Origin of the sequence: Streptomyces fragilis, assembly GCF_003112515.1 — a bacterium.
Lineage (GTDB): Bacteria > Actinomycetota > Actinomycetes > Streptomycetales > Streptomycetaceae > Streptomyces > Streptomyces fragilis.
In genome coordinates, this window is the sequence record NZ_BEVZ01000004.1 from 416,831 (window position 1) to 442,023 (window position 25,193).

General features: G+C 70.1%; 23 protein-coding genes and 1 pseudogene. 14 read left to right on the top strand and 10 right to left on the bottom strand.

Annotated features, from left to right (window positions below):
- Window positions 1–30: 30 nt before the first annotated feature.
- Window positions 31–882: a lysozyme gene (locus tag Sfr03f_RS15085; protein WP_108954417.1), complete on the bottom strand. Its 852-nt coding sequence runs from the start codon at window positions 880–882 to the stop codon at window positions 31–33.
- A 165-nt stretch (window positions 883–1,047) separates the two neighbouring features.
- Here Sfr03f_RS15085 and Sfr03f_RS15090 point away from each other — a divergent pair, with 165 nt between their 5' ends.
- The 8 genes from Sfr03f_RS15090 to Sfr03f_RS15125 all read left to right on the top strand — a co-directional run bounded on the left by Sfr03f_RS15090 (window position 1,048) and on the right by Sfr03f_RS15125 (window position 10,919).
- Window positions 1,048–1,794 carry a spermine/spermidine synthase domain-containing protein gene (locus Sfr03f_RS15090; protein WP_245967568.1) on the top strand — a complete coding sequence of 249 codons (747 nt, stop codon included), beginning with the start codon at window positions 1,048–1,050 and terminating at the stop codon, window positions 1,792–1,794.
- A 97-nt stretch (window positions 1,795–1,891) separates the two neighbouring features.
- Window positions 1,892–2,629 (top strand): response regulator transcription factor, encoded by a 738-nt coding sequence (locus tag Sfr03f_RS15095; RefSeq protein ID WP_108954419.1) that lies wholly within the window; start codon window positions 1,892–1,894, stop codon window positions 2,627–2,629.
- A complete protein-coding gene (locus Sfr03f_RS15100; RefSeq protein ID WP_108954420.1) occupies window positions 2,626–3,759 on the top strand; it encodes a sensor histidine kinase in 1,134 nt (377 codons plus the stop codon). Before Sfr03f_RS15095 ends, Sfr03f_RS15100 begins: the two co-directional genes overlap by 4 nt.
- Before the next feature lie 306 nt (window positions 3,760–4,065).
- Window positions 4,066–7,857: a multifunctional oxoglutarate decarboxylase/oxoglutarate dehydrogenase thiamine pyrophosphate-binding subunit/dihydrolipoyllysine-residue succinyltransferase subunit gene (locus Sfr03f_RS15105; RefSeq protein ID WP_108954421.1), complete on the top strand. Its 3,792-nt coding sequence runs from the start codon at window positions 4,066–4,068 to the stop codon at window positions 7,855–7,857.
- Window positions 7,858–7,956: 99 nt separating this feature from the next.
- A complete protein-coding gene (locus tag Sfr03f_RS15110) occupies window positions 7,957–8,136 on the top strand; it encodes a DUF6104 family protein (RefSeq protein WP_003992906.1) in 180 nt (59 codons plus the stop codon).
- Window positions 8,137–8,310: 174 nt separating this feature from the next.
- Entirely contained in the window at window positions 8,311–8,646 is a 336-nt protein-coding gene (locus Sfr03f_RS15115; RefSeq protein WP_108954422.1) for a YnfA family protein, read from the top strand.
- A 223-nt stretch (window positions 8,647–8,869) separates the two neighbouring features.
- Entirely contained in the window at window positions 8,870–9,742 is an 873-nt protein-coding gene (locus Sfr03f_RS15120) for a DUF4097 family beta strand repeat-containing protein (RefSeq protein ID WP_108954423.1), read from the top strand.
- Window position 9,743: 1 nt separating this feature from the next.
- A complete protein-coding gene (locus Sfr03f_RS15125) occupies window positions 9,744–10,919 on the top strand; it encodes a PadR family transcriptional regulator (protein WP_108954424.1) in 1,176 nt (391 codons plus the stop codon).
- 169 nt (window positions 10,920–11,088) lie between these two features.
- Here the strand turns inward: Sfr03f_RS15125 and Sfr03f_RS15130 are convergent, their stop codons facing one another.
- From Sfr03f_RS15130 to Sfr03f_RS15145, 4 genes are all read right to left on the bottom strand, one after another.
- Window positions 11,089–11,658 (bottom strand): Clp protease N-terminal domain-containing protein, encoded by a 570-nt coding sequence (locus Sfr03f_RS15130; RefSeq protein WP_108954425.1) that lies wholly within the window; start codon window positions 11,656–11,658, stop codon window positions 11,089–11,091.
- The gene (locus Sfr03f_RS15135; protein ID WP_108954990.1) at window positions 11,658–11,867 is read right to left on the bottom strand and encodes an HTH domain-containing protein; all 210 of its coding nucleotides are present in this window, start codon (window positions 11,865–11,867) and stop codon (window positions 11,658–11,660) included. Before Sfr03f_RS15135 ends, Sfr03f_RS15130 begins: the two co-directional genes overlap by 1 nt.
- 153 nt (window positions 11,868–12,020) lie before the next feature.
- Window positions 12,021–12,986 (bottom strand): zinc-binding dehydrogenase, encoded by a 966-nt coding sequence (locus Sfr03f_RS15140; RefSeq protein ID WP_108954426.1) that lies wholly within the window; start codon window positions 12,984–12,986, stop codon window positions 12,021–12,023.
- 168 nt (window positions 12,987–13,154) lie between these two features.
- A complete protein-coding gene (locus Sfr03f_RS15145) occupies window positions 13,155–14,369 on the bottom strand; it encodes an NAD(P)-dependent malic enzyme (RefSeq protein WP_108954427.1) in 1,215 nt (404 codons plus the stop codon).
- A 530-nt stretch (window positions 14,370–14,899) separates the two neighbouring features.
- On the opposite strand from Sfr03f_RS15145, the gene Sfr03f_RS15150 reads away from it, so the two are divergent.
- The 4 genes from Sfr03f_RS15150 (at window position 14,900) to Sfr03f_RS15165 (ending at window position 18,417) form a co-directional block, all read left to right on the top strand.
- Window positions 14,900–15,865 carry an ABC transporter substrate-binding protein gene (locus Sfr03f_RS15150; RefSeq protein WP_108954428.1) on the top strand — a complete coding sequence of 322 codons (966 nt, stop codon included), beginning with the start codon at window positions 14,900–14,902 and terminating at the stop codon, window positions 15,863–15,865.
- 39 nt (window positions 15,866–15,904) lie between these two features.
- A complete protein-coding gene (locus Sfr03f_RS15155; RefSeq protein ID WP_108954429.1) occupies window positions 15,905–16,843 on the top strand; it encodes an amino acid ABC transporter permease in 939 nt (312 codons plus the stop codon).
- Complete coding sequence (locus Sfr03f_RS15160; protein WP_308216764.1) at window positions 16,840–17,610, top strand: amino acid ABC transporter ATP-binding protein; 771 nt, start codon at window positions 16,840–16,842, stop codon at window positions 17,608–17,610. The genes Sfr03f_RS15155 and Sfr03f_RS15160 overlap by 4 nt, the downstream gene beginning before the upstream one ends.
- Before the next feature lie 168 nt (window positions 17,611–17,778).
- The gene (locus Sfr03f_RS15165) at window positions 17,779–18,417 is read left to right on the top strand and encodes a CGNR zinc finger domain-containing protein (protein ID WP_108954430.1); all 639 of its coding nucleotides are present in this window, start codon (window positions 17,779–17,781) and stop codon (window positions 18,415–18,417) included.
- Here Sfr03f_RS15165 and sodX read toward each other — a convergent pair.
- The gene (gene sodX, locus Sfr03f_RS15170; RefSeq protein ID WP_108954431.1) at window positions 18,312–18,758 is read right to left on the bottom strand and encodes a nickel-type superoxide dismutase maturation protease; all 447 of its coding nucleotides are present in this window, start codon (window positions 18,756–18,758) and stop codon (window positions 18,312–18,314) included. The genes Sfr03f_RS15165 and sodX overlap by 106 nt on opposite strands.
- Window positions 18,759–18,902: 144 nt before the next feature.
- On the opposite strand from sodX, the gene sodN reads away from it, so the two are divergent.
- Entirely contained in the window at window positions 18,903–19,298 is a 396-nt protein-coding gene (gene sodN / locus Sfr03f_RS15175; RefSeq protein ID WP_108954432.1) for a superoxide dismutase, Ni, read from the top strand.
- 222 nt (window positions 19,299–19,520) lie between these two features.
- On the opposite strand, the gene Sfr03f_RS31240 is transcribed toward sodN, so the two are convergent.
- Entirely contained in the window at window positions 19,521–19,859 is a 339-nt protein-coding gene (locus Sfr03f_RS31240) for a hypothetical protein (protein WP_245967569.1), read from the bottom strand.
- A gap of 729 nt (window positions 19,860–20,588) precedes the next feature.
- Between Sfr03f_RS31240 and Sfr03f_RS15190 the strand changes: the two genes are divergently transcribed.
- Window positions 20,589–21,083, top strand: a complete 495-nt coding sequence (locus Sfr03f_RS15190; protein ID WP_108954992.1) for a hypothetical protein — start codon at window positions 20,589–20,591, stop codon at window positions 21,081–21,083.
- Here the strand turns inward: Sfr03f_RS15190 and Sfr03f_RS31800 are convergent.
- The 3 genes and pseudogenes from Sfr03f_RS31800 to nagB form a co-directional block, all read right to left on the bottom strand.
- A protein-coding gene (locus Sfr03f_RS31800; RefSeq protein ID WP_435841944.1) for an IS630 family transposase occupies window positions 20,994–22,150 on the bottom strand; the annotation gives its coding sequence in 2 pieces (ribosomal slippage) (window positions 20,994–21,655 and window positions 21,655–22,150; 1,158 coding nt in all). The two genes, Sfr03f_RS15190 and Sfr03f_RS31800, sit on opposite strands and share 90 nt — an antisense overlap.
- Before the next feature lie 945 nt (window positions 22,151–23,095).
- A pseudogene (locus Sfr03f_RS31805) lies at window positions 23,096–23,478 on the bottom strand (IS1380 family transposase); the annotation flags it as partial.
- 541 nt (window positions 23,479–24,019) lie between these two features.
- The gene (gene nagB, locus Sfr03f_RS15215) at window positions 24,020–24,805 is read right to left on the bottom strand and encodes a glucosamine-6-phosphate deaminase (protein WP_108954994.1); all 786 of its coding nucleotides are present in this window, start codon (window positions 24,803–24,805) and stop codon (window positions 24,020–24,022) included.
- Window positions 24,806–25,193 lie beyond the last annotated feature (388 nt).

The following is a 25,193-nucleotide window of genomic DNA, read 5'->3' on the forward strand; positions in this document are numbered from 1 at the left end:
CACCCCGGGCGTCACCCGCCGGCCCCGACGTCAGCCCAGCGCCAGCGCCTGGACCCGGTCGTACGCCCCGTTGAACCGGTCGTGGTCGCCGACGATCGGCCCGGTCGAGGTGTACTGCCACATCGTGTAGTACGACCATCCGGCCGGCAGTGTCCCCACCGCGGTGGCGTACCGGGCGATCCAGAGCGGATTGGTGGCGCCGAAGCCGCTGTAGTTGCCGGTGCACTCGGTCCACCAGCTCGTGGCCGTGTAGATCACCGCGTCCCGCCCGGTGCGCGCCCTGTAGGTGTTCACGAAGTCCCGGATCCAGGCCACCATCTGGCTCTGCGTCTTGCCGTAGCAGGAGGCCCCGTAGGGGTTCCACTCGATGTCCAGCACGCCCGGCAGGGTCCTGCCGTCGCGGGACCAGCCGCCCCCGTTGTCGACGAACCAGTTGGCCTGGGTGGCGCCCGTGGTGGTGTCCGGGGTGGCGAAGTGGTACGTCCCGCGGATCATCCCCACGTTGTACGAGCCGTTGTACTGCTGCGTGAAGTAGGTGTTCTTGTAGTACGTACCCTCGGTGGCCTTGACGTAGGCCCACCTGACGCCGCTGTTCCACAGCGCGCCCCAGTCCACGTTGCCCTGGTGGCCGGAGACGTCGACGCCCTCGGTCTGGACGGCGTCCGCCCGGCCGCCGGAGGGGTCGCCCTGCTGCCCGTCGTGGGAGAGGACGCCCATGCCCAGATGGGCGGTACCGCGGGCCGGGTACGTGGTTCTGACGTCTCCGACGTCTCTGCCGCCGTCTCCGTCGCCGGCGGCGTGGACGGGGGTGACGGTGAGCGCGGCGAAAGCCGCGAGAAGCACGCCGGCGAGAACGGCGCGCGCGGGTCTGAGCACGGACATGCGAACCTCCGGTGGGGGGAACGGGAGACTGCCGCTTGGCGCGGACATGTCAGTGATGTCATGGACGAAGCTACGCCCGTAGACGTCCCCCGGAAAGACCGCCCGCGCCCACCTCTCGCCCGTGGATCAGCCGTTCGCCGATATCCGGCCACCACCCTTGGCAGGATGGGCGCCATGTCCACCACGTACACCCCCGTACCGGACGGGGAGAACGAGACCCCTGACGAGACCCCGGTCGTCGTGGACCGCCGCACCGGCCCCCACGGCGAGGTGGTGCTGCGACGTCACGGGGCGTTGCTGCAGATCATCGCGAACGGCTGCTTCCTGATGGACACCTCGGACGGACGCTCCGAGCGGCTCCTGGTCGACGCGGCCGCCCGCAGGCTCGACGAGACCAGAACACGCGCGTCGCGCCGCCTGCTGATCGGCGGGCTGGGTGTCGGATTTTCGCTCGCACACGCCGTCACGGACGCCCGCTGGGACCGGATCACCGTGATCGAACGGGAGCCGGCGGTGATCGACTGGCACCGCCGCGGGCCGCTGCGGCACCTCACCGCGGACGCCCTCGCGGACCCGCGGACGGAGATCGTCGAGGCGGATCTGATTCGTTATCTGGATGTGACTTCCCACACCTGGGACGCGCTGTGCCTCGACATCGACAACGGCCCCGGATGGACCGTCGACGAGGGCAACGACAGCCTCTACTCAGCGGCCGGACTCGCAAGCTGCGCACGGGTTTTGCGGCCCGACGGAGTGCTGGCGGTGTGGTCCGCCCAACCCTCCCCGGAATTCGAAGGTACCTTGCGGAATGCCGGGTTCCGGCAGGTGCGTACCGATGAGGTCCCGGTTGCCCGGGGAGTTCCGGACGCGGTGCACCTGGCTCTGCGGCCCGGGATGGCTCTTGCCGGGTGAATCCGCATACGCTGCCCCCTGGCGCCGATCATCGGCGCCAGGACCGCAGGCATGGGAATCACCCCACGGATTCCGGAAAGCACACCAGGGGCGGGCGATGGAGCAGACACACACCTCGCACAGCGGAAGCACGGCGACCCAGGGCGCTCAGCGCAGAATCCTGGTGGTCGAGGACGACCCGACGATCGTCGACGCCATCGCGGCCCGGCTGCGCGCCGAGGGGTTCCTGGTGCAAACGGCGGGCGACGGACCGGCCGCCGTGGACACCGCGGAGGCCTGGCAGCCCGACCTCCTGATCCTCGACGTCATGCTGCCCGGCTTCGACGGCCTCGAGGTCTGCCGCCGCGTGCAGGCCCAGCGCCCGGTGCCGGTGCTGATGCTCACCGCGCGCGACGACGAGACCGACATGCTGGTGGGCCTCGGCGTCGGCGCCGACGACTACATGACCAAGCCGTTCTCCATGCGGGAACTGGCGGCGCGCGTCCACGTGCTGCTGCGCCGCATGGAGCGCGCCGCACTGGCCGCCGCCACTCCGCGCTCGGGCGTGCTGCGCCTGGGCGAACTGGAGATCGACCACGCCCAGCGCCGGGTGCGGGTCCGCTCCGAGGACGTCCACCTGACGCCCACCGAGTTCGACCTGCTGGTCTGCCTGGCCAACACCCCGCGCGCGGTGCTCTCCCGGGAGCAGCTGCTCGCCGAGGTGTGGGACTGGGCCGACGCGTCCGGCACCCGGACCGTCGACAGCCACATCAAGGCCCTGCGCCGGAAGATCGGCGCCGAGCGCATCCGCACGGTGCACGGCGTGGGCTACGCCCTGGAGACGCCGGCGCCATGACCAGCGACCCGGTGGCCGGGCGACCGACGAGCCGGCGCAGACCGTACGGGCCGTCCTGCCCCCGGCGGGCGGCCATGCGGCCGTTCTCGATCAAGACCAAGCTGTGCGTCCTGGTCGTGGCCTCGGTGCTGATCACCACCGGCTTCCTGCTGATAGCGCTGCGGACGGCCACCGAGTTCCGTTTCGTCATGGTCTTCTCCATGATCGCGACGCTGCTGATCACCCAGTTCGTGGCGCAGTCGCTGACCGCGCCGCTGGACGCCATGACCGGCGTCGCCCGGGCCATCGCCCACGGCGACTACGGCCGCCGGGTGCCCGAGAGCCGGCGTGACGAGCTCGGCGACCTGTCCCGGGCCATCAACCGGATGGCCGACGAGCTGGCCGCCCAGGACCGCCACCGCAAGGAGCTTGTGGCGAACGTCTCGCACGAGCTGCGCACTCCGATCGCCGGCCTGCGGGCCGTGCTGGAGAACGTGGTGGACGGCGTCTGCGAGGCGGACCCGGAGACCATGCGGACCGCGCTGCGGCAGACCGAGCGGCTGGGGCGCCTCGTGGACACCCTCCTCGACCTCTCCCGGCTGGACAACGGCGTGGTGCCGCTGAGGGCCCGCACCTTCGAGGTCTGGCCGTACCTCTCCGGGATCATCAAGGAGGCCGGGATGGTCGCCGCGGCCCGTCCGGGCCTCGCCTCCGGATCCGGCACCCACACCCGCAGCGACGTCCACCTGCGCCTGGACGTGCAGCCCACGCACCTGAGCGCGCACGCCGACCCCGAGCGCCTGCACCAGGTGCTGGCCAACCTCATCGACAACGCGATGAAGCACAGCCCGCCCCGGGGCCGGGTGACCGTGCGGGCCCGCCCGGGCCCGTATCCGGGCTCGCTGACGCTGGAGGTCCAGGACGAGGGTCCGGGCATCCCGCGCACCGAGTGGCACCGCGTCTTCGAACGCTTCAACCGGGGCTCGGCCGCCCCTTCGCACGGCCCCGGCAGCGACGGCGGCACCGGACTGGGCCTGGCGATCGCCCGCTGGGCCGTGGAACTGCACGGCGGACGCATCAGGGTGGCCGAATCCGAGCGCGGCTGCCGCATGCTCGTCACCCTTCCGGGAAACATCCCGGAAGAGGGTTGACGTAAAGTTCGGACCAAGACCCCTTCAAGATCCATCGACGTTCGCGCCGGTGGGGGCGTGTGAGCACGCAGAAGGGGGGAACGGGCTCGTGGCGGAGGCCGTGCGCGGCTGCCGCCGTCGCACCCGTACACACCTGTTTCATAGGGGAACCCCGGTTGTTTCCCGCCATTTCCGCCGCCGAAACACGCTCGCGGATGTGATGTGCGTGACGATGACCGGGCCCGGCCTGACCATCCCTGCCGGGGAGGCGTAGCCTTTGTTCCCGCTGTCCATAACCTTGTGAAGCGGAAGAGGGCGGTTGCCGCCGTGTCGCCACAGTCCCCCAGTAACTCGAGTGTCTCGACCGACGCAGGTTCGGCGGGTAAGAACCCCGCGGCCGCGTTCGGTGCCAACGAGTGGCTCGTCGACGAGATCTATCAGCAGTACCTCCAGGACCCGAATTCGGTCGACCGCGCCTGGTGGGACTTCTTCGCCGACTACAAGCCGGGCTCCTCCGCCCAGCAGTCCGCCGCGCCGGCCCCGGCCGCCCCGGCCCAGCCCGCAGCCCCGGCCCCGGCCGCCGCTCCGGCGCAGGCCGCCGCTCCCGCCGCCCCGCAGCAGGCCGCCGCTCCGGCCGCCCCCGCGAAGCCCGCTCCCGCCCCGGCGAAGCCCGCCGCCGCCCCGGCTCCGGCCGCGCCCGCGGCGAAGGCCCCCGCCAAGGCGAAGGCCGAGCCCGCCACCGAGGCGAAGACGGGACCCGAGTACGTCACGCTCCGTGGCCCCGGCGCCGCCGTCGCGAAGAACATGAACGCCTCCCTGGAGCTGCCGACCGCCACGTCGGTCCGCGCGGTCCCGGTGAAGCTGCTGTTCGACAACCGCATCGTCATCAACAACCACCTCAAGCGCGCCCGCGGCGGGAAGATCTCCTTCACGCACCTCATCGGGTACGCGATGGTGCAGGCCGTCAAGGCCATGCCGTCGATGAACTACTCCTTCGCGGAGAAGGACGGCAAGCCGACGCTGGTCAAGCCCGAGCACGTCAACCTGGGCCTGGCCATCGACCTGGTGAAGCCCAACGGCGACCGCCAGCTCGTCGTCGCGGCCATCAAGAAGGCCGAGACCCTGAACTTCTTCGAGTTCTGGCAGGCCTACGAGGACATCGTCCGTCGCGCCCGCGACAACAAGCTGACGATGGACGACTTCACCGGCGTGACGGTCTCCCTCACCAACCCCGGCGGCATCGGCACCGTGCACTCCGTGCCGCGCCTGATGCCCGGCCAGTCGGTGATCATGGGCGTCGGCGCCATGGAGTACCCCGCCGAGTTCCAGGGCACCTCCCAGGACACCCTGAACAAGCTGGGCATCTCCAAGGTGATGACCCTCACCTCGACCTACGACCACCGGGTCATCCAGGGCGCCGCCTCCGGCGAGTTCCTGCGGATCGTGTCGAACCTGCTGCTCGGCGAGAACGGCTTCTACGACGAGATCTTCGAGGCGCTGCGGATCCCCTACGAGCCGGTCCGCTGGCTCAAGGACATCGACGCCTCGCACGACGACGACGTCACCAAGGCCGCCCGCGTCTTCGAGCTGATCCACTCCTACCGGGTCCGCGGCCACGTCATGGCCGACACCGACCCGCTGGAGTACCAGCAGCGCAAGCACCCCGACCTGGACATCACCGAGCACGGCCTCACCCTGTGGGACCTGGAGCGCGAGTTCGCCGTCGGCGGCTTCGCCGGCAAGTCGATGATGAAGCTGCGCGACATCCTCGGCGTGCTCCGCGACTCGTACTGCCGCACCACCGGCATCGAGTACATGCACATCCAGGACCCGAAGCAGCGCAAGTGGCTCCAGGACCGCATCGAGCGCCCGCACTCCAAGCCGGAGCGCGAGGAGCAGCTGCGGATCCTGCGCCGCCTGAACGCCGCCGAGGCCTTCGAGACGTTCCTGCAGACCAAGTACGTCGGCCAAAAGCGCTTCTCGCTGGAGGGCGGCGAGTCCGTCATCCCGCTGCTCGACGCGGTGATCGACTCGGCCGCCGAGTCCCGCCTGGACGAGGTCGTCATCGGCATGGCCCACCGCGGCCGCCTGAACGTCCTCGCCAACATCGTCGGCAAGTCCTACGCGCAGATCTTCCGCGAGTTCGAGGGCAACCTCGACCCGAAGTCGATGCACGGCTCCGGCGACGTGAAGTACCACCTGGGCGCCGAGGGCACCTTCACCGGCCTGGACGGCGAGCAGATCGCCGTCTCGCTGGTGGCCAACCCCTCGCACCTGGAGGCGGTGGACCCGGTCCTGGAGGGCGTCTCCCGCGCCAAGCAGGACATCATCAACAAGGGCGGCACGGACTTCACCGTCCTGCCGATCGCCATCCACGGCGACGCGGCCTTCGCGGGCCAGGGCGTGGTGGCCGAGACCCTGAACATGTCGCAGCTGCGCGGCTACCGCACCGGCGGCACGGTCCACATCGTCATCAACAACCAGGTCGGCTTCACCGCGGCCCCCGAGTCCTCGCGTTCCTCCATGTACGCGACGGATGTGGCCCGCATGATCGAGGCCCCGATCTTCCACGTCAACGGCGACGACCCCGAGGCCGTCGTCCGCGTCGGCCGGCTCGCCTTCGAGTTCCGCCAGGCGTTCAACAAGGACGTGGTCATCGACCTCATCTGCTACCGCCGCCGCGGTCACAACGAGTCGGACAACCCGGCCTTCACCCAGCCGCTGATGTACGACCTGATCGACAAGAAGCGCTCGGTGCGCAAGCTCTACACCGAGTCCCTCATCGGTCGCGGCGACATCACCCTGGAAGAGGCCGAGCAGGCGCTGCAGGACTACCAGGGCCAGCTGGAGAAGGTCTTCACGGAGGTCCGCGAGGCCACCGCGCAGCCCGTCCCCGCCGAGGGCTACGACCCGCAGGCCGGCTTCCCGGTCCCGGTGACCACCGCGATCACCAGCGAGGTCGTCAAGCGGATCGCCGAGTCGCAGGTCAACATCCCCGACCACATCACCGTGCACCCGCGTCTGCTGCCGCAGCTGCAGCGCCGTGCGGCGATGGTCGAGGACGGCACCATCGACTGGGGCATGGGCGAGACCCTCGCGGTCGGCTCGCTGCTCCTCGAGGGCGTCCCGGTCCGCCTGGCGGGCCAGGACTCGCAGCGCGGCACCTTCGGCCAGCGTCACGCGGTCATCATCGACCGCGAGACCGGCGAGGAGTTCACGCCGCTGCTGTACCTGTCGGACGAGCAGGCCCGCCTGAACGTCTACAACTCCCTGCTGTCCGAGTACGCGGCGATGGGCTTCGAGTACGGCTACTCGCTGGCCCGCCCCGAGGCCCTGGTCATGTGGGAGGCCCAGTTCGGCGACTTCGTCAACGGCGCGCAGACGGTCGTGGACGAGTTCATCTCCTCCGCCGAGCAGAAGTGGGGCCAGACCTCCGGCGTCACCCTGCTCCTGCCGCACGGCTACGAGGGCCAGGGCCCGGACCACTCGTCCGCCCGCCCGGAGCGCTTCCTGCAGCTGTGCGCGCAGAACAACATGACGGTCGCCATGCCGACCTCGCCGGCGAACTACTTCCACCTCCTGCGGTGGCAGGTGCACAACCCGCACCACAAGCCGCTGGTGGTCTTCACCCCGAAGTCGATGCTGCGCCTGAAGGCCGCCGCGTCGAAGGCGGAGGAGTTCACCACGGGCGGCTTCCGTCCGGTCATCGGCGACGAGTCGGTCGACCCGGGCGCGGTCCGCAAGGTCGTCTTCTGCGCCGGCAAGGTCTACTACGACCTCGACGCCGAGCGGAAGAAGCGCGGCGACACGGAGACGGCGATCATCCGTCTGGAGCGGCTGTACCCGCTGCCGGGCGAGGAGATCCAGGCCGAGCTCGCCAAGTACCCGAACGCCGAGAAGTACCTCTGGGTGCAGGAGGAGCCGGCGAACCAGGGCGCCTGGCCGTTCATCGCGCTGAACCTGATCGACCACCTCGACCTGAAGGTCGGCGCGGACGTCCCCGCCGCCGAGCGCCTGCGCCGCATCTCGCGTCCGCACGGCTCCTCGCCTGCGGTCGGCTCCGCCAAGCGTCACCAGGCCGAGCAGGAGCAGCTGGTCCGTGAGGTCTTCGAGGCGTAGGTCCTCCCAGCCCTCCAGGTGAGGCCCGGACCGGGGTTCCCGGTCCGGGCCTTACCCTTTCTTCCGTAGGCCGTCCCATCGCGCAGGAGACACCACCCCATGTACTTCACCGACCGCGGCATCGAGGAGCTGGAGAAGCGACGCGGCGAGGAGGAGGTCACCTTCGAGTGGCTCGCCGAGCAGCTCCGCACCTTCGTGGACCTCAACCCGGACTTCGAGGTTCCGGTCGAGCGCCTCGCCACCTGGCTCGCCCGCCTCGACGACGAGGACGACGAGTAGTCCTCCCTCCCGCCGCCCGCGCGGCGCGTGGCCGGACCGCGTCGGCGCGGGCTTGCACCGCAACGGCGTAGGGCCTCACGTCCTCGCGGGACGGCTCGCTCCGCGCGACGTGAACCCCTGCGAGGTCCCTGGCGGCTCGGCCGGCGCCGCGGGCCGTCGGTAGGGTCGGCCGGTATGACCGTCGCTCGCTCCCTCGCCCTGTTCGCCGTCGCCGCCCTCTTCGAGATCGGCGGGGCCTGGCTGGTCTGGCAGGGCATCCGCGAGCACAAGGGCTGGATCTGGATCGGCGCCGGCGTCATCGCGCTGGGCCTGTACGGCGTCGTGGCCACCTTCCAGTCCGACGACGACTTCGGACGCGTCCTCGCGGCCTACGGCGGCATCTTCGTGGCGGGGTCGATCGCCTGGGGCATGGTCGCCGACGGCTACCGCCCCGACCGGTACGACGTCATCGGCGCCCTGATCTGCCTCGCCGGGATGGCCGTGATCATGTACGCGCCCCGCAGCCACTGATCCACCCCCTCTTCACCGTGCCCGCGTCGCACAAGGCCGCGGGCCGGCCCTGTGCTGCGCGCTGCCGGGCAGCCGCCCGCTCACCGTGACCTCCCGCCGGGCGCGCCGGGGGCGCGTTTCCGCTCACCCGTTCGTGCACCCCGTGCGCCTTGACTTCCCCGAGCCGCGATATATCGTGAGTAACGGAAGACGCGATACACCGCGTCCTGTCGAGGAGGTCCGCATGCCCGAGTGGTCCGTGGCCGAGCCGCTCAAGCTCACGTTCGACGAGCCCGTCACGTCCCTGCACATCCGTCTGGTCAACGGCGCCGTGAACGTGGTCGGCACGGAGGAGCCCGGTGCCCGCCTGGAGGTGTCGGAGCTGGAGGGCGAGCCGCTGGACGTCTCCCTCGAGGACGGCACGCTGACGGTGTCCTACCGGGACCTCTTCTGGAAGGACTTCCACCGGCTGCTGCACCGCAGTTCCTGGCGTCGCCGCGCCGTGGTGTCCCTGGCGGTCCCGGCCGGCACGGCCGTACAGATCGGCACCGTCGGCGCGGCCACCGTGGTGTCGGGCATCAAGGCCCGTACCGAGGTCCAGGGCGTCAACGGGGACACGACCCTCGTGGGCCTCGCGGGCCCGGTCACCGCGGCGACGGTCAACGGCGCCGTCGAGGCGCAGGCGCTGACGGGTGACCTGCGCTTCAGTTCCGTCGGCGGCGACCTCACCGTCGTGGAGGGCTCCAGCCCTTCCGTCCGGGCCGAGTCAGTGACCGGCTCGGTGATGATCGACCTGGGCCGCACCGGCCCCGCCGACCTCAAGCTGTCGAACGTCTCGGGCGAGATCGCCGTCCGCCTCCCGGAGCCCACCGACGCGGAGGTGCACGCGGACACCGCCGCCGGTTCCATCTCTAACGCCTTCGAGGACCTGCGCGTGGGCGGCAGGCCCGGCACACGCCGGGTGACCGGCCGTCTCGGCGCGGGCAGGGGCCGGATCCGGGCCACCACCGTCTCCGGTTCGATCGCCCTGCTCCGGCGGCCCGCCGCGGCGGACCCCGAGGCTCCCGAGGCCCCCGACAACAGCTCGAGTGACGCTCCCACCGGGAAGGTGCTCTGACATGCCCCCCGTCTTCGCCCACGGCCGTCTGCGCCTCTACCTCCTCAAGCTCCTCGACGAGGCGCCCCGGCACGGCTACGAGGTGATCCGCCTCCTCGAGGAGCGCTTCCAGGGCCTCTACGCCCCCTCGGCCGGGACGGTCTACCCGCGCCTGGCCAAGCTGGAGGCGGAGGGCCTGGTCACCCACACCACGGAAGGCGGGCGCAAGGTCTACTCGATCACCGACGCCGGCCGCCGGGAGCTCGCCGACCGCAGCGCCGAGCTGGCCGACCTGGAGGTGGAGATCCTGGAGTCGGTCGCCGAACTCGCCGCCGAGATCCGCACGGACGTGAGCAACGCGGCCGGTGACCTGCGCCGTGAGATGCGCGCCGCCGCGGGCCGCACGAGCCAGGGTGCGGGTCCTCGGGGAGCGCGGGGCGGCGGCGCCCCGAAGGGCGGCCCGTTCGGCCCGTTCACCGAGGGCGGCGGCTTCGGCGACAAGGACGCCTGGCAGGCGGCCAAGGAGGAGATGCGCCGGGCCCGGCAGGAGTGGAAGGAACAGGCCCGCCGGGCGAAGGACGAGAGCCGCCGCGCCCGCGAGGAGGCCGACCGGGCCCGCCGGCAGGCGCGGGAGGCGCAGCAGGAGGTGGAGCGGATCGCCCGCAGGGTCCAGGAGCAGGTGCACGACCACTTCGCCCGCGGCGACTGGCCCACCGGTCTGCGCGAGGGGCTGTCCGAGCTCACCAAGGAGTTCGGCCAGTTCGGTCAGTTCGGCCCGTTCGGCAGGAACGGCGCCTTCGGCAGGCCCGCGCCCACGGAGGAGGACGCGGCCCCCGCCGCCGGGGACTCCGCCACGGAGCCCGCGACCGCCGCCGGAGACTCCGCCACGTCCGCACCCGCCGCCGGGGACTTCGTCACGAAGCCCGCGCCCGCCCCCGTTCCCGACGCCGCCCCGGGTCCCGTCTTCACCCCGGTGGCCGACGGGCTGGAGGTCGGCTACGAGCCCCGGTGGGCCCACGAGAGCGGCACGGGTGACCCGTCCCGTGACCTGGAGCGCCTGCTGGACCGCTTCCGGGACGACGTCCGCGACGCCGCCCGCGACCGGGGGGTCACCTCGGAGCAGGTCTCCGAGGCCCGCGCCCACCTGGCCACCGCCGCCGCCCGCATCGCCGCGATACTCCACGCCCCGCGGCCCTGACCCCGGTGCCCGTCCGGGCGGGTGCCTGACTCCGGCGTCCGTCCGGGCGGGCGCCCGCCGCCTCGGCGCCTCGTGGCGGCCGGTCAGGGACGGGCGGCCGGAAGGGGGCGGGGGGTCGGTGCCGGGCGGCCGGCCCCGCACCCCCGGATCCCCGCACCGGCCCCTCCCTTCAGCTCGCGGCGGCCTCTCCCCCGCCCCACAGCACCCGTTCCAGCGCCTCCGGAGTCACCCCGTGCTCGGCGAGGACGCCGGAGGCGATGCCCGGGCCGCCGGCGAGGGCCAGCAGCAGGTGCTCGTCGCCGATGTACCGCTCGCGGTGGGCGAGGGCCCCGCGCAGGGACTGCTCCAGGATGTTCCTGGCCCCCCGGGTGAACGGCCGGTGCCCGCGCAGCTTGCGGCGGCCTGCGAGGCCCTTGCGGCGGCCGAGCGCTCCCGCGCCGTGGGTGGCCTCCACCCGGGAGACGATCTCGTCCAGGTCGATGCCAAGCCCCGACAGCGCCTCCACGTCGGCGCCGGTGAGCCCGCCGCGACGGCGCGCCGCGGCGAGCGACTCGACGACGGCCTCCCGCCGCTCCGCCAGCCCCAGCGCCGCCAGCCCGAAGGAGCCCCGGCTTCCGCTGCGGTCGAGCAGGGCGAGCAGCAGGTGCCCCTCGTCCACCCGTTCGTCCCCGGCCCGCTCGGCGTGCTCGACGGCGCCGGTGACTACGTCCCGGGCGTCCTTGGTGAACCGTTCGAACATCACTGCCTCCCGTACTTCTTGTGCACGGCCTGCCTGCTCACACCGAGCTCGGCGGCGATCTCCTGCCACGACCAGCCCTGGTTGCGCGCGTTGCGCACCTGGACGGCCTCCAGTTGCTCCAGCAGCTTCCGCAGTGCGGTGACCGCACGCAGTCCCACACGGGGATCGCGGTCCCCGGCCCGCTCGGCGAGGTCCGTTGCTTCCGTCATGTCGTCAACCATGGTTGACAGACCACCTCGTTGTCAACCCTGATTGACAAACGCTGAGTGACAAGCCGACGCCTGCGGGGACAGAAAACCTCCGCCGCCCGGTCGGGGACCGGGCGGCGGAGGTCGAGGGTGAGCGCGTGAGGGGCGCGGGCGTCAGCCCGCGGTGAGCACGATCTTGCCGAACAGCTCGCCGGAGGCCATCCGCTCGAAGCCCTCGCGGGCACGGTCCAGCGGCAGCACCTCGTCGATGACGGGCCGCACGCCGGTGGTGGCGCAGAAGGAGAGCAGGTCCTCCAGCTCGTCCTTGGTGCCCATGGTGGAGCCGACCACCTTGAGCTCCAGGAAGAAGATCCGGGTCAGTTCGGCCCGGGAGGGCGCGTCACCGCTGGTGGCGCCGGAGATGACCAGGGTGCCACCGGGCCGCAGCGACTTCACCGAGTGGGACCAGGTCGCGGCGCCGACGGTCTCGATGACGGCGTCGACCCGCTGCGGCAGCCGGGCCCCGCTCTCGACCGCCTCGACGGCCCCGAGTTCCAGGGCCCGCTTGCGCTTGGCCTCGTCGCGGCTGGTGGCGAACACCTTGAGCCCGGCGGCCTTGCCGAGCACGATCGCGGCGGTCGCGACGCCGCCGCCGGCGCCCTGGACGAGCACCGAGTCGCCCGGGCGGACGCCGGCGTTGGTGAAGAGCATCCGGTAGGCGGTCAGCCACGCGGTGGGGAGGCAGGCGGCCTCCTCGAAGGACAGTTCCTTGGGCTTGGGCAGGACGTTCCAGGTGGGCACGGAGACCTGCTCGGCGAAGGTGCCCTGGTACCGCTCGGTGAGGATGGAGCGCGGCTCCCGGGGGCCGACGCCGTGGCCGGTCTGCCCGATCACGGAGTGCAGGACGACCTCGTTGCCGTCCTCGTCGACGCCCGCGGCGTCGCAGCCGAGGATCATCGGCAGCTTGTCCTCGGCGAGGCCGACGCCCTTGAGGGACCACAGGTCGTGGTGGTTGAGCGAGGCGGCCTTCACGTTGACGGTGGTCCAGCCGGGGCGCGCCTCGGGCGCGGGGCGCTCCCCCAACTCGAGTCCGTTCAGCGGCTGGTCACGGTCGATACGTGCGGCGTAGGCAGCGAACATGACCTCGACCCTAGGTCGCCCGCGGGCCCCGGGGAACCATCCGGCACTGTGACGTGGCCGTCACGCCCCGCGTGAGGCCGCCCACCGTCCCGGCCCCGCACGCCGCGGCCCCCGGCGCCGTGAGGGGCGCCGGGGGCCGCGGGGGTACCCGCACGGGTGACGTCCGGGTCAGACCCGGGCGACGCCCTCGGCCCGCGCGGCCGCCGCCACGGCCGCGGTGACGGCGGGGGCGACCCGCTCGTCGAAGGGCGAGGGGATCACGTAGTCCGCCGCCAGGTCGTCGCCGACCACCGCGGCCAGCGCCTCCGCGGCGGCCAGCTTCATGCCCTCGGTGATCCGGGAGGCCCGCACCTGGAGGGCGCCCGCGAAGATGCCGGGGAAGGCCAGCACGTTGTTGATCTGGTTGGGGAAGTCGGACCGCCCGGTCGCCACCACGGCCGCGTACTTGTGGGCAATCTCGGGGTGCACCTCGGGGGTGGGGTTGGCCATCGCGAAGACGAAGGCGTTGTCGGCCATGGAGGCCACCGCCGGCTCGGGCACGGTTCCGCCGGAGACGCCGATGAAGACGTCGGCGCCCGCCAGCGCCTCCTCCAGGGAGCCGCTGATGCCGGCCTTGTTGGTCATCGCGGCGATCTCCGCCTTGACCGGGGTGAGGTCGCCGCGGTCGCTGGAGACGACGCCCTTGCGGTCGGCGACCGCCACGTCCCCGATGCCCGCCTCGAGCAGCATCTTCGCGATGGCGATGCCCGCGGCGCCCGAGCCGGAGATCACCGCGCGCAGCTGGCCGAGCGTCCGGCCGGTCAGCCGCGCCGCGTTGCGCATCGCTGCCAGGGTGACGATGGCGGTGCCGTGCTGGTCGTCGTGGAAGACGGGGATGTCGAGGCGCTCGCGCAGCCGGTCCTCGATCTCGAAGCAGCGGGGCGCCGAGATGTCCTCCAGGTTGATGCCGCCGAAGGACGGGGCCAGCCGGGCGACGGTCTCGACGATCTCGTCGACGCCGGTGCAGTCGAGGGCGATCGGCACGGCGTCGACGCCGCCGAACTGCTTGAACAGGATGGCCTTGCCCTCCATCACGGGGAGGGAGGCCTCGGGCCCGATGTCGCCGAGGCCCAGGACGGCGGTGCCGTCGGTGACCACCGCGACCACCGAGGACTTCCAGGTGTAGTCGTGGACCAGCTCGGGCTGCTCGGCGATGGCGCTGCACACCCGGGCGACGCCCGGCGTGTAGGCGAGGGACAGGTCGTCCTTGTCCCGGACCGGCACGGTGGCCTGCACGGCCATCTTGCCGCCCCGGTGCAGGGCGAACGCCGGGTCGATGGAGTCGAGGCCGTCCTGGCCCTCGATGGTGTGGTCGCTGCGAGGATTGACGATCTCCGCTGACACGTGTCGTACCCCTTAAGGCTTTTTGGTTGAGGGTGACCGCTCCTTGTGAGGAGCGGGCGGGCACCGCGCACGACCATGGAGGGATGCCATGACCGGCCGCGCGCGACGGGCGCGCCGCACACGCGCCCCGAGCCCCCGATGTGGGGTGTAAAGAACTTTCTTACCCGACGACGATCCCGGGGACGAGTCCATACCGGGAACCTCACACGTCAGTGACATGACTCATGCCCGGAAAGATGGACAAGTCGCCCCACTCCGCCCCCGGTCACCCGAACCGCTTCCGCGACTCGTCCGCATCCCGAGACGGACGGGAGATCTTTCGGCCCGTTCCGGATATGACCGGAGAAGTGCCGCCCATCTCCTGCCCGTTCTTGGGCTTTCGGGCGTGTCCGTTATGCGATTTTGACCTGGGCGCGCACCTGAACGGGTGAGTCCGAATGGCAAGATGCGGTCATTACCCCGCGCGACACCCAAAGCCGTGTGTTCGCGGCGGTGGCTCGCACTCCATCCACCCGCCGGAGGATCCCACCATGACCGCACGCTCCCCCCGTCGTCCGTCCGTCGCGCTGCGCCCCACTGCGATCGGTGCGCTCGCGGTCGCCGGCGCGCTGCTGCTCACCGCCTGCGGCGACCAGACCAACGAGGCCGATGCCAAGAAGTCCAAGGACTCCGGCTCCTCCGCGGCCGCCGCCCCGCTGGCCGATCTGCTGCCCGAGGACGTCAAGGCGAAGGGCGTCGTCAAGGTCGGATCCGACATCGCCTACGCCCCGGTCGAGTTCAAGGACGACTCCGGCAAGACCGCGGGAATCGACCCCGACCTCGCCGACGCCCTCGGCAAGCAGCTGGGTGTGAAGTTCGAGTTCGAGACCGGCACCTTCGACACCCTCCTCACCGGTCTGCGCTCCGGCCGCTACGACATAGCGATGTCGGCGATGACGGACACCAAGGATCGCCAGGAGGGCGTGGACTCCGACACCGGCAAGAAGGTCGGCGAGGGCGTCGACTTCGTCGACTACTTCACCGCCGGTGTCTCGATCTACACGAAGAAGGGCGACGACAAGGGCATCAAGACCTGGGCCGACCTGTGTGGCAAGAAGCTGGTCGTCCAGCGCGGCACGGTTTCCGAGGACCTCGCCAAGGCCGAGTCGAAGAAGTGCGGCAAGGGCAAGAAGATCACCCTTGAGGCCTTCGACAACGACCAGCAGGCCCAGACCCGTCTGCGCGCCGGCGGCGCCGACGCGGGTTCCTCCGACTTCCCGGTCGCCGCGTACGCGGTGAAGACCTCGGGCGGCGGCAACGACTTCCAGCTGGTCGGCGAGCAGGTCGAGGCGGCGCCGTACGGCATCGCCGTCGCCAAGGACGACGCCAAGCTGCGCGACGCCATCAAGGCGGCCCTGGACGCGGTCATCAAGAGCGGCGAGTACCAGAAGATTCTGGACAAGTGGGGCGCATCCGAGGGTGCTGTCACGGAAGCCGTGATCAACGGCGGCAAGTGACCGCTCCAGCGGCCGTAGGCCACGCGAAAGGCAAGTCCCGTGACTGATGACATCGACAAGACGGCAGGTCCGGCCCCCGCTCCCGCGGCGGGGCCGGAGGCCATCAGGGCCATCCCGGTCCGGCACTACGGGCGGTACGTCTCCGCCCTCGTGGCGATCGGGCTCCTCGGCTCGATCGTCTGGGCGTTCTCCCAGGGCAGGATCAACTGGGGTGCGATCCCGGACTACTTCTTCGACGACCGCGTGCTCGAGGGCGTCGGCAAGACGCTCCTGCTGACCGTGCTGTCCATGCTGATCGGCATCGTCGGCGGCGTGCTGCTCGCCGTAATGCGGCTGTCGAAGAACCCGGTGACCAGGGCCGTCTCCTGGTTCTACATCTGGTTCTTCCGTGGGACCCCGGTCCTCGTGCAGCTGGTGGTCTGGTTCAACCTCGGCCTGGTCTTCGAGTACATCGTGCTCGGCCCGCTGTACAAGGACGAGTGGTCGGACTTCATGACCCCGCTCCTTACGGTGCTGCTGGGTCTGGGTCTCAACGAGGCCGCCTACATGGCCGAGATCTGCCGTGCCGGTCTGATGTCGGTCGACGAGGGCCAGACGGAGGCGGCGCACGCGCTGGGGATGAGCCACTCGAAGACCCTGCGCCGGATCGTGATTCCGCAGGCCATGCGGGTGATCGTGCCGCCCACCGGCAACGAGGTCATCAACATGCTGAAGACCACGTCGCTGGTCTCGGTGGTGCAGTACGCCGAGTTGTGGCGCATCACTCAGGACATCGGCCAGGTCTCGGGCGCGCCTGTGGAGATGTACTTCCTCGCGGCCGCCTGGTACCTGGTGATGACCTCGATCCTCAGCGTCGGTCAGTACTACATCGAGCGGCACTACGCGCAGGGTTCCAGCCGGCAGCTTCCGCCCACCCCGTGGCAGTCGTTCAGGAGCACGGTCCTGTCCGTGTCCAGCCGGAAGGGAGCGCAGGCATGACCGAGACGGTTCCCATGGTCAGGGCCGAGAACGTCCACAAGTCGTACGGCCACATCGAGGTCCTCAAGGGCATCGATCTGGAAGTCAGCAAGGGTGAGGTGTTCTGCCTCATCGGTCCCTCCGGCTCGGGCAAGTCGACCTTCCTGCGGTGCATCAACCACCTGGAGAAGGTCAACGCCGGCCGGCTGTACGTCGACGGCGAGCTGGTCGGGTACCGGCAGAAGGGCGACAAGCTCTACGAGCTCAAGGACAGCGAGGTCGCCCGCCAGCGCCGGGACATCGGCATGGTCTTCCAGCGCTTCAACCTCTTCCCGCACATGACCGCGGCGGAGAACGTGATGGAGGCGCCGATCCAGGTCAAGGGCGTCAGCAAGGCGGCCGCCCGTGAGCGGGCGCACCACCTGCTGGAGCGGGTGGGCCTGGGCGACAAGGCCAGGAACTACCCCGCGCAGCTCTCCGGCGGCCAGCAGCAGCGTGTGGCGATCGCCCGCGCGCTGGCCATGGACCCCAAGCTGATGCTCTTCGACGAGCCGACCTCGGCGCTCGACCCCGAGCTGGTCGGCGACGTCCTGGACGTCATGCGGGACCTGGCGGAGAGCGGGATGACGATGGTGGTCGTCACCCACGAGATGGGCTTCGCCCGCGAGGTGGGCGACAACCTGGTCTTCATGGACGGCGGCGTGGTCGTGGAGTCCGGCGACCCGCGCGAGGTGCTGACCAACCCGCGGCACGAGCGGACGCAGTCCTTCCTGTCGAAGGTGCTGTGACGCCGCCCGGCACGGGCGCCTGCGTCGGTTGAGGACGCCCGGAGGGGCGGTGCGGGGGAACCCGCACCGCCCCTTCGCTTTTCCGTCCCGCGAGGTAATACCTTGTACTCGCGATCGGCCATTACCGCCGGACGCGCGAGACCACAGAGCCCCGCGTAAGGACGACAAGTGGAACTGGCCTATTACTCGGATTACGCCGTCCGTCTGGTCAACAGCGAGGAGCCGGCCCGGGGCAAGGACGAGCTGACGTCGGTGGACGCCGTCCGGGACCTGTTCGGCGGCAACCGCAGCGCGGCCAGGCGGGCCACCGACGCCGACGTCACCCGCCTGAGGTCGGTGCGCGGCCGGCTGCGGTCGGTCTTCGAGGCGGCCGCCTCGGGCGACGAGACGCTCGCGGTCGACCTGCTGAACTCGCTGCTCCTGGAGTTCCCGGTGAGCCCGCAGATCTCCGGCCACGACCACCGCGACGAGGACGGCCGCCCGCTCTGGCACCTGCACCTGGCCGACCATCCGTCCAACGCGACGGCCGGTTACGCGGCCATCGCCGCCATGGGGCTGGCCTTCCACCTCACCGAGTACGGGGTGAACCGGCTGGGCCTGTGCGAGGCGGCGCCGTGCCGCAACGCCTTCCTGGACACCTCCACCAACCGCTCCCGCCGCTACTGCTCCGACCGCTGCGCCACCCGGGCCAACGTGGCCGCCTACCGGGCCCGCAAGCGCCTGGAGGCGGCCTCGCCGGGCCGGGCGCCGAGCACCGGCCGCACCGAGGAGAGCGCCCAGCCCAGCAGCGCGGGCACCGACCGCTGACCGGCCGGGCGCGGACGCACCCGCAGCAGCACCCGGGCCAGCACCAGGTCCGGCGGGACGACGCCGTAGTCGGTGCTGTCCCCGCCCGCGAAGGCGTTGTCCCCGAGCACCCACCAGCCGCCGTCGCGGCGCTCCGCGGCCCGCTTCACCACCAGCAGGTCCTGCTGGAACGGGTGGCGCAGCACCACCACGTCCCCGGGCCGCACCCGAGCCCCGTAGCGCACCACCAGGCGGTCGCCGTGGCGCAGCGTGGGCACCATCGACGGCCCGGTGACCTCGGCCAGGCCGAAGGGCAGCAGGGGCCCGTCCTGCCCGCCTTCCCTCGGCGGCTGTTCCGTCATGCCCGTTCCTCCTAGTCCGACTCCTCCGGGAGTCCCGGTCCCGCCCCGTACTTTTGCCGTACGCCCCAGGGGGCACCCGCGATTTCCCGGGGCCCACGGAGTAATGTCCCACCTGAGAAGACGATCACGAGGAAGGATTGCTGCATGCTTTCCCGCCTGTTTGCCCGTAGCGTCAAGGTCAGCGCCCACTGCGACCTGCCCTGCGGTGTGTACGACCCGGCCCAGGCCCGCATCGAGGCCGAGTCGGTCAAGGCCACGCAGGAGAAGATGCAGGCCAACGACGACCCGCACTTCCAGACGCGCGCCACCATCATCAAGGAGCAGCGCGCCGAGATTGCCAAGCACCACGTCTCGGTGCTCTGGAGCGACTACTTCAAGGCTCCGCACTTCGAGAAGTACCCGCAGCTGCACCAGCTGGTCAACGACGCGCTGAAGGCCCTCTCGGCCGCCAAGGCGTCGACCGACCCGGCGACCGGCCAGAAGGCTCTGGACCTGATCGCCGAGATCGACAAGATTTTCTGGGAGACCAAGAAGGCTTGATCTGCCTATAGGTAGCCTGACCTGCACGTTCGCGGGTCGCGCCACCTAGCTTGTCCGCACCCGGTCCGCAGTCCGCCGAGAACGGCGTCCATGACGGCCCGGGTGCGGCTTTCTTCCCCCGGCCAAAGGTGCGCGGAGATCTGCGACCTGCTGACGGCCGACGCCCGTCCGAGGACCGTCCCCACCTGCTTGACATCTGCCGGTGAGCGGCGTCGACGCCGCTCACCGCCAGTGGAAGCTTCGTGGCGTGCGCGCCACGGTGACCGGGCTGGGAAGGCCGGCGAGGGCGCCGGGCGCGATGTCGAGGCCGAGTCGGAACAGGTCCCTGCGGTCCTGACGGAACCGCTGGATGAACTTTCCGTCGCCGCAGCCGGCAACGACGTACGACTGGTCGTCTCGATCCGCGCTGCGATAGAGGCTGATCGCCGTCTCCGTGCTGACGACGGCCCGCTGGCCGTGCCCCTGCTCACCTGCGGACAGGAGGGGCATTCCGGCACACGCGAACTGTTTGGCCGCGGGGCGGTCGAGGAATTTCAGTACCTCGTCCCGACCCGAGATCACCTCGCGCGACCATTCGTCATTCGACTACGACGACAGCGAGAACAGATCGAAGGATCACCGCCGCGACCTCCGACAGCTGGGGCTGAGGGAGCGGTCGGGCCCCGGAAAGTGCGCCTGGCCGCCTTCGGTCGGGCCGATAGGGGCGCCCCAGCGCCCCACACCGCCGGCCGTCAGGGAAGCGCCTCATTAGCGCCAGTCGGTTGGCCATGGCGAAAGCCAGTGAGTGCACGAGCGAGGTGACGATGTGATGGGCACCGCTGGTCTGGGTGCTGACGACCAACACGATGCGTTTGGGCGGGATGGCGGGATGTGCCGAGCCAGACGTCCTCAGCGCGGGTGGAGGGCATTGGAGGAAACTGTGCTTGGCGAGGAGGTTGGCACACGCCTCGGCTGACTGTGCCTGCGGCGACGAGTGCGACGTGTTGGAGGCGGGAGTTGATCTCGCGGAGTTGGGCGGTGCGGTCAGTCAATGGGAGGGCACGCTCATGAGGGGGTGCGGTGATCAGGCGGCCGAGTACGAGCGGAAGAAATGGCGAGGGCCGGAGGGCAGGGGTACCCGCACCTCGACGACCTCTCCGTACGCGACGCGCTGGCGACACCATCCGCTCGTGCATAAAGGACACCACCGCTATCGCGACGCCGCAGCCCTCCGGTCGCCGAGTACCTACTGCACTTGAATGAGTGATGTCGGGCAGGCGAGGTCTGCTGCTGATCAGCCAAGATCTGGGAGTGACGAAGCACGAAGCGGAACTGGTCGCCATGTTGCGCGAGCTCGATGATCCGGAGTGGTTGGAGCGACCCCGGGACTACGACCGGGGGAAGGTTGGCGCGTTGTTCAACGGCCTCGTGGCGCGTCTCAAGGACGACTTCGCCACGCAGTGTGTCAGTGAGCGGGACACTCAGGATTCCAGTGAGTACGGGCGGGTCACAGTGCCGGCAGATGCGACTGCATGCGGAACCCGGATCGTCGTCTGCGTCAGCAAATTCGGCTCCTTGGCGCTGGTCTGCGCCGAGAATCCTGGCGCCTTCCTCGGCACCGGGGAAGCCCAAGCAGAGGGTGAGTTGGACGCTGCGGATCTTGACAATGTCTGCAGGACATTGGCCGACCTTGGGTATGTGATCGTGCCCGAGGAACTACTGGAACGCGACTACGCCGGGCCGAGCCAGCTGCCCTGGCATGTCCAGCGACCCACCTGGTGGCACCGCTTCTTCGGAATCTTCTGACGACTGCGAGGCGAGGGACAGGCCGGTGCCGGCGAGGCAGCCGTCGACCACGTCGGGCCGGTACTGGATCTGCTTGAGCTTGCGCTTGACAGCTCGCGTGACCTGGAAGAGATCGGCGGCGGCCAAGTTGCCGACCTCCCGTTTGACCAAGGACCAGATGCCTTCCTGCGGGTTGAGGTCGGGTGCGTAGGTGGGCAGCTGGAACACGGTCAGCCAGTCGGAGTTCTTCTCGATGAACTCCCGCATGCCCTTGGTGAGGTGGAGGCGGACGTTGTCCCAGACCAGCACGATCGGGCCGCCGAGCTGGATCCGGGCCCTCACCAGCAGGCGGGAGAAGTCCTTCCAGCCGAACCCCTTCGGCTCGTCCTTGCGGCCCCTGTGCTCGCGCAGTCCGTAGATCAGCCTCGATCGGAACCCCGGCTTGAAGCAGCACATGCCCGCCATGGACAGACGGCCGCTTCCCCGGCTGCGGACCCTCACCACCGGAGTACTGCCGATGCGGCCCCAGGTCCTGGCCCGCGGCGGTGTCAGCGACTGTCCAGCCTCATCCTCGAAGGCGATCCACGCGCCCCGGGCCGCCGCCTGTCTTTTACCTGCGGCCAGACCTCCTTCTTCCACAATTCGACCGCCTCGTCGTCCCGCTCGATCGCCTGCCGGGCGGGCTGCTGCCAGGACCAGCCGTGCCGCTTCAGCAGCAGCCAGGTGCCCTCGACCGTGTACGAGACGTGGAACAACCGCCCGATCAGCGTTTTGACCCTGGCCAGCGTCCACCGCTGGTCAGGCCACCCGTGGGCAAGCGGACCCCGCTCCAGCTCCCGCTCCAGGCGTTCCATCTGGGCCGGCCCCAGCCTCGGACGGCCCGGCGAGCCCATCGAGAACAGCCCGGCCTCACCGCGCTCGCGCCACGACCTGCGCCAACGCTCCACCGACCGTTGCGACACCCACAACGCGGCAGCGATGTCCTTGTTCTTCTGCCCGCGCTCGAAGCGTTCCACGGCCTGAAGCCGAACACGCTCCCGCGCGGCCCTCCCGGCGTCGGTCAGACCGCCGCCCTGCGCGTACCTCACCCACCCAGACCTACCGGACCCGACACTCAACCGGCAGGCGAATGACCCGACATCACCCATTCAAGTTCAGTAGCCTCGCATTTTGTCAAGGCGACCTTCCCTGCGGTTGATTAGAAATGCCGAGAGTGCTCCCGACTCGAAGGCCTAGGCATCGACTCTCGCAGGGAGCGATCCATGCCTGAGAGATTTGCTATCCGAACCCCCGCATACCTGGACCGCTTCCAGGGATGACGACTTGCCCATCGATGCCCTTAGTTGACCCATTCAAGCCACATGTGCACTTTCTCATGCAAGCACACCAGAGAAAACCCTAAACAACGCTTGCACGTCTTGATCAAGTCAACTAATGTCAACGAAACAGCGCATCTCTAATACCGATACGGACAGCCACATGATCAAGCGTCTTACTACCGGGGCAGTTGCCGCCGCCGCATCCATGACGGCAGTCGTTGCTCTCAGCACGCCCGCCAGCGCCACGATCACTACGTTTTGCAACGCCCCATACTCTTACACTCCTGGCTGCTTTTACTCTGATGGGGATATTTTCGAGGTTCAGGACCTTCGAAAGGACGGGAAGCGTGCGGTCCTTCAGTGGCTCACCGACTACGGGCGCACTGGCGAATGTCATGATTCGGACGGCGCCAACAATCCCCCCACAAGGTGCAACGAAGATCTTGCAGAGGGTCACACCGTAATGTTTTGGACCGCTATTCGAGATGGCGCCAACGGGGCTAACGAATTCGAGAGTGAAGTGACGGTCGCCTACGTTTCTGGACGCTAACTTCTGCAGGCAACCCTCACGACCGTACCGCAGTTTCTATTTCTCTTGACGGCGCCGACGGAGTCGGGGGCCCGTTTTAGCATCATAGGCGGGTCGCAGGAGGTGGGCATAATGAAGGCTCTAACCCGAAGGGTTTCTCTCACAGGGGCGGGTCGATCCGCTGGTCACCGAGAGTTGGTCCATAACCGGTGCTGGGCCAGGTGAAGTCCGGCGGCAGCCGGTGGTCGTGCTGTCCGGCAATTACACACAGGCGGAGTCGAAGACGCCACGTTCGAAGAGGCGGGTCTCGCCGGTCACAGCGAGCATCGGTACCCAGGCCAGCACGTCCAAGGGCGATCCGCGCGATCTCCAGCGAGATGCGGTCCTCTGGCCAGTGCTGTGGAGGCAGGTTGCGCAGACCGGTAGCGGGCGGCCCTGATCCGGACCCCGCGCAGGCCCGCGGCCAGTGACGGAGCTCGAGCTCCGCGATCGGCCACCCCGCCATGTTGGTGCCGAAGCAGGACAGACGCAGGCCGTGCGCGTCCGTGAGTCTCAACTGGGCTCCGGGCGGGACCGTTCCTTGTGGACGTCAGTAGCAATCCCCCCCGAACCCATGGAACGCTGTGACGGTGAGACAGCGGGAACTGGGAAGGTCCTCCCTGGCCCGGCAGCCTGCGGATAGCCGTTGTCGGAGTCTGCGCGTCCTAGTGCCATCACGTCGGCACCTGGGCCGCGGTGGAAACGTCGAGTAGGCGCACACCCCCGCAAACAACTCCTTGGCTCAACCGTACTGAGGCCCAGTTCACCGCCCTGCGCTACGTTCTCGACGGCACCGACCACGCCAGCCACGAGGGGAGGTACACGGCAGCATGATCCACCGCTACATCATCTGGCGACACCGCCACGCCGACGACCGACACCTACACGCCGGCGTCGACAGAGCGAGCGTCGCCTGATGCAGGCAGTACTAGCTAGAAGACCAAGAAGGCCTGACCTTCCCGCCTCCACCGGAAGGGGCCCGGCTCGTCATGAGCCGGGCCCCTTCCCGTTGCCCCGCGGCCGGTGTCACGGGCTTCCGCGGCCGGTGTCCCCGGGCCGCGACGGCCGGGTCACAGGCCCTGCCACTCCGGCTTGTGGGACCAGGTGTGGCGGAAGTAGTCCGCCAGCCGCAGCTTGGACGCGGCGGCCTCGTCGACGACGACCGTGGCGTGCGGGTGGAGCTGGAGCGCCGAGGCGGGACAGACGGCCGCCAGCGGGCCCTCCACGGCGGCGGCCACCGCGTCCGCCTTGCCCTCGCCGGTCGCCAGCAGCACCAGGTGCCGGGCGTCCAGGATGGTGCCGATGCCCTGGGTGATGACGTGCCGCGGCACCTGCCCGACGTCGCCGTCGAAGAAGCGGGCGTTGTCGGCGCGGGTCCGCTCGGTGAGCGTCTTGAGCCGGGTCCGGGAGGCGAGCGAGCTGCACGGCTCGTTGAAGCCGATGTGGCCGTCGGTGCCGATGCCCAGGAGCTGGAGGTCCACGCCGCCGGCCTCGGCCAGCGCCCGCTCGTAGGCGGCGCAGGCGGCCACCAGGTCGGCGGCGCCGCCGTCCGGGCCGAGGAAGGCGTCCTCCTCGACGCCCAGCGGCTCCAGCACCTCGCGCCGCAGCACCGAACGGTAGGACTCCGGGTGGCCGGCCGGCAGACCCACGTACTCGTCGAGCTGCGCGATCCGGGCCCGCGAGACGTCCGCCTCGCCGGCCCGCACCAGCGCGGCCAGCGCCTCGTACACCGGTATCGGCGTCGAGCCGGTGGCGACGCCCAGCACCGCGTCGGGCTTCTCGCGCAGCAGGGACGCCATGGCGCCGGCGACGAGCTCGCCGCCCGCCTTCGCGTCGGGAACGATGACGACTTCCACGCCGAGGACCACCATCCTGGTATAGACCTATGGTTTAGACCAATCTAGCAAGAACGGCCGTCCCGCGGAACCGCCCCGGCCGGTCCCGCATCCGGCTTCGGCGGGCTAGGCTTCACGGTGCGGGAGCCCATGCCTCTGCCCATGGACACGGCCCGGCGGCCGGGCCACAATCGGGTGGGAGGCAGGGACGCACAGACGCCGCCTTCCCCGCACAGGAAGGCGGACCGAGGAACCGGGCCTCTCTGCCCTGACTGCGCCCGGGTCCTCACCGGTCGGTTTCCGGGCCGCACACCCGAGGCCGAACGCTGCTCCGGGCTGCGGTGCCGGGAGGGTTGAGGGTCCCTTCCTGCGCCGCGGCCCGTGGGTGCGGCGCCCGCGCGCGTCCCGG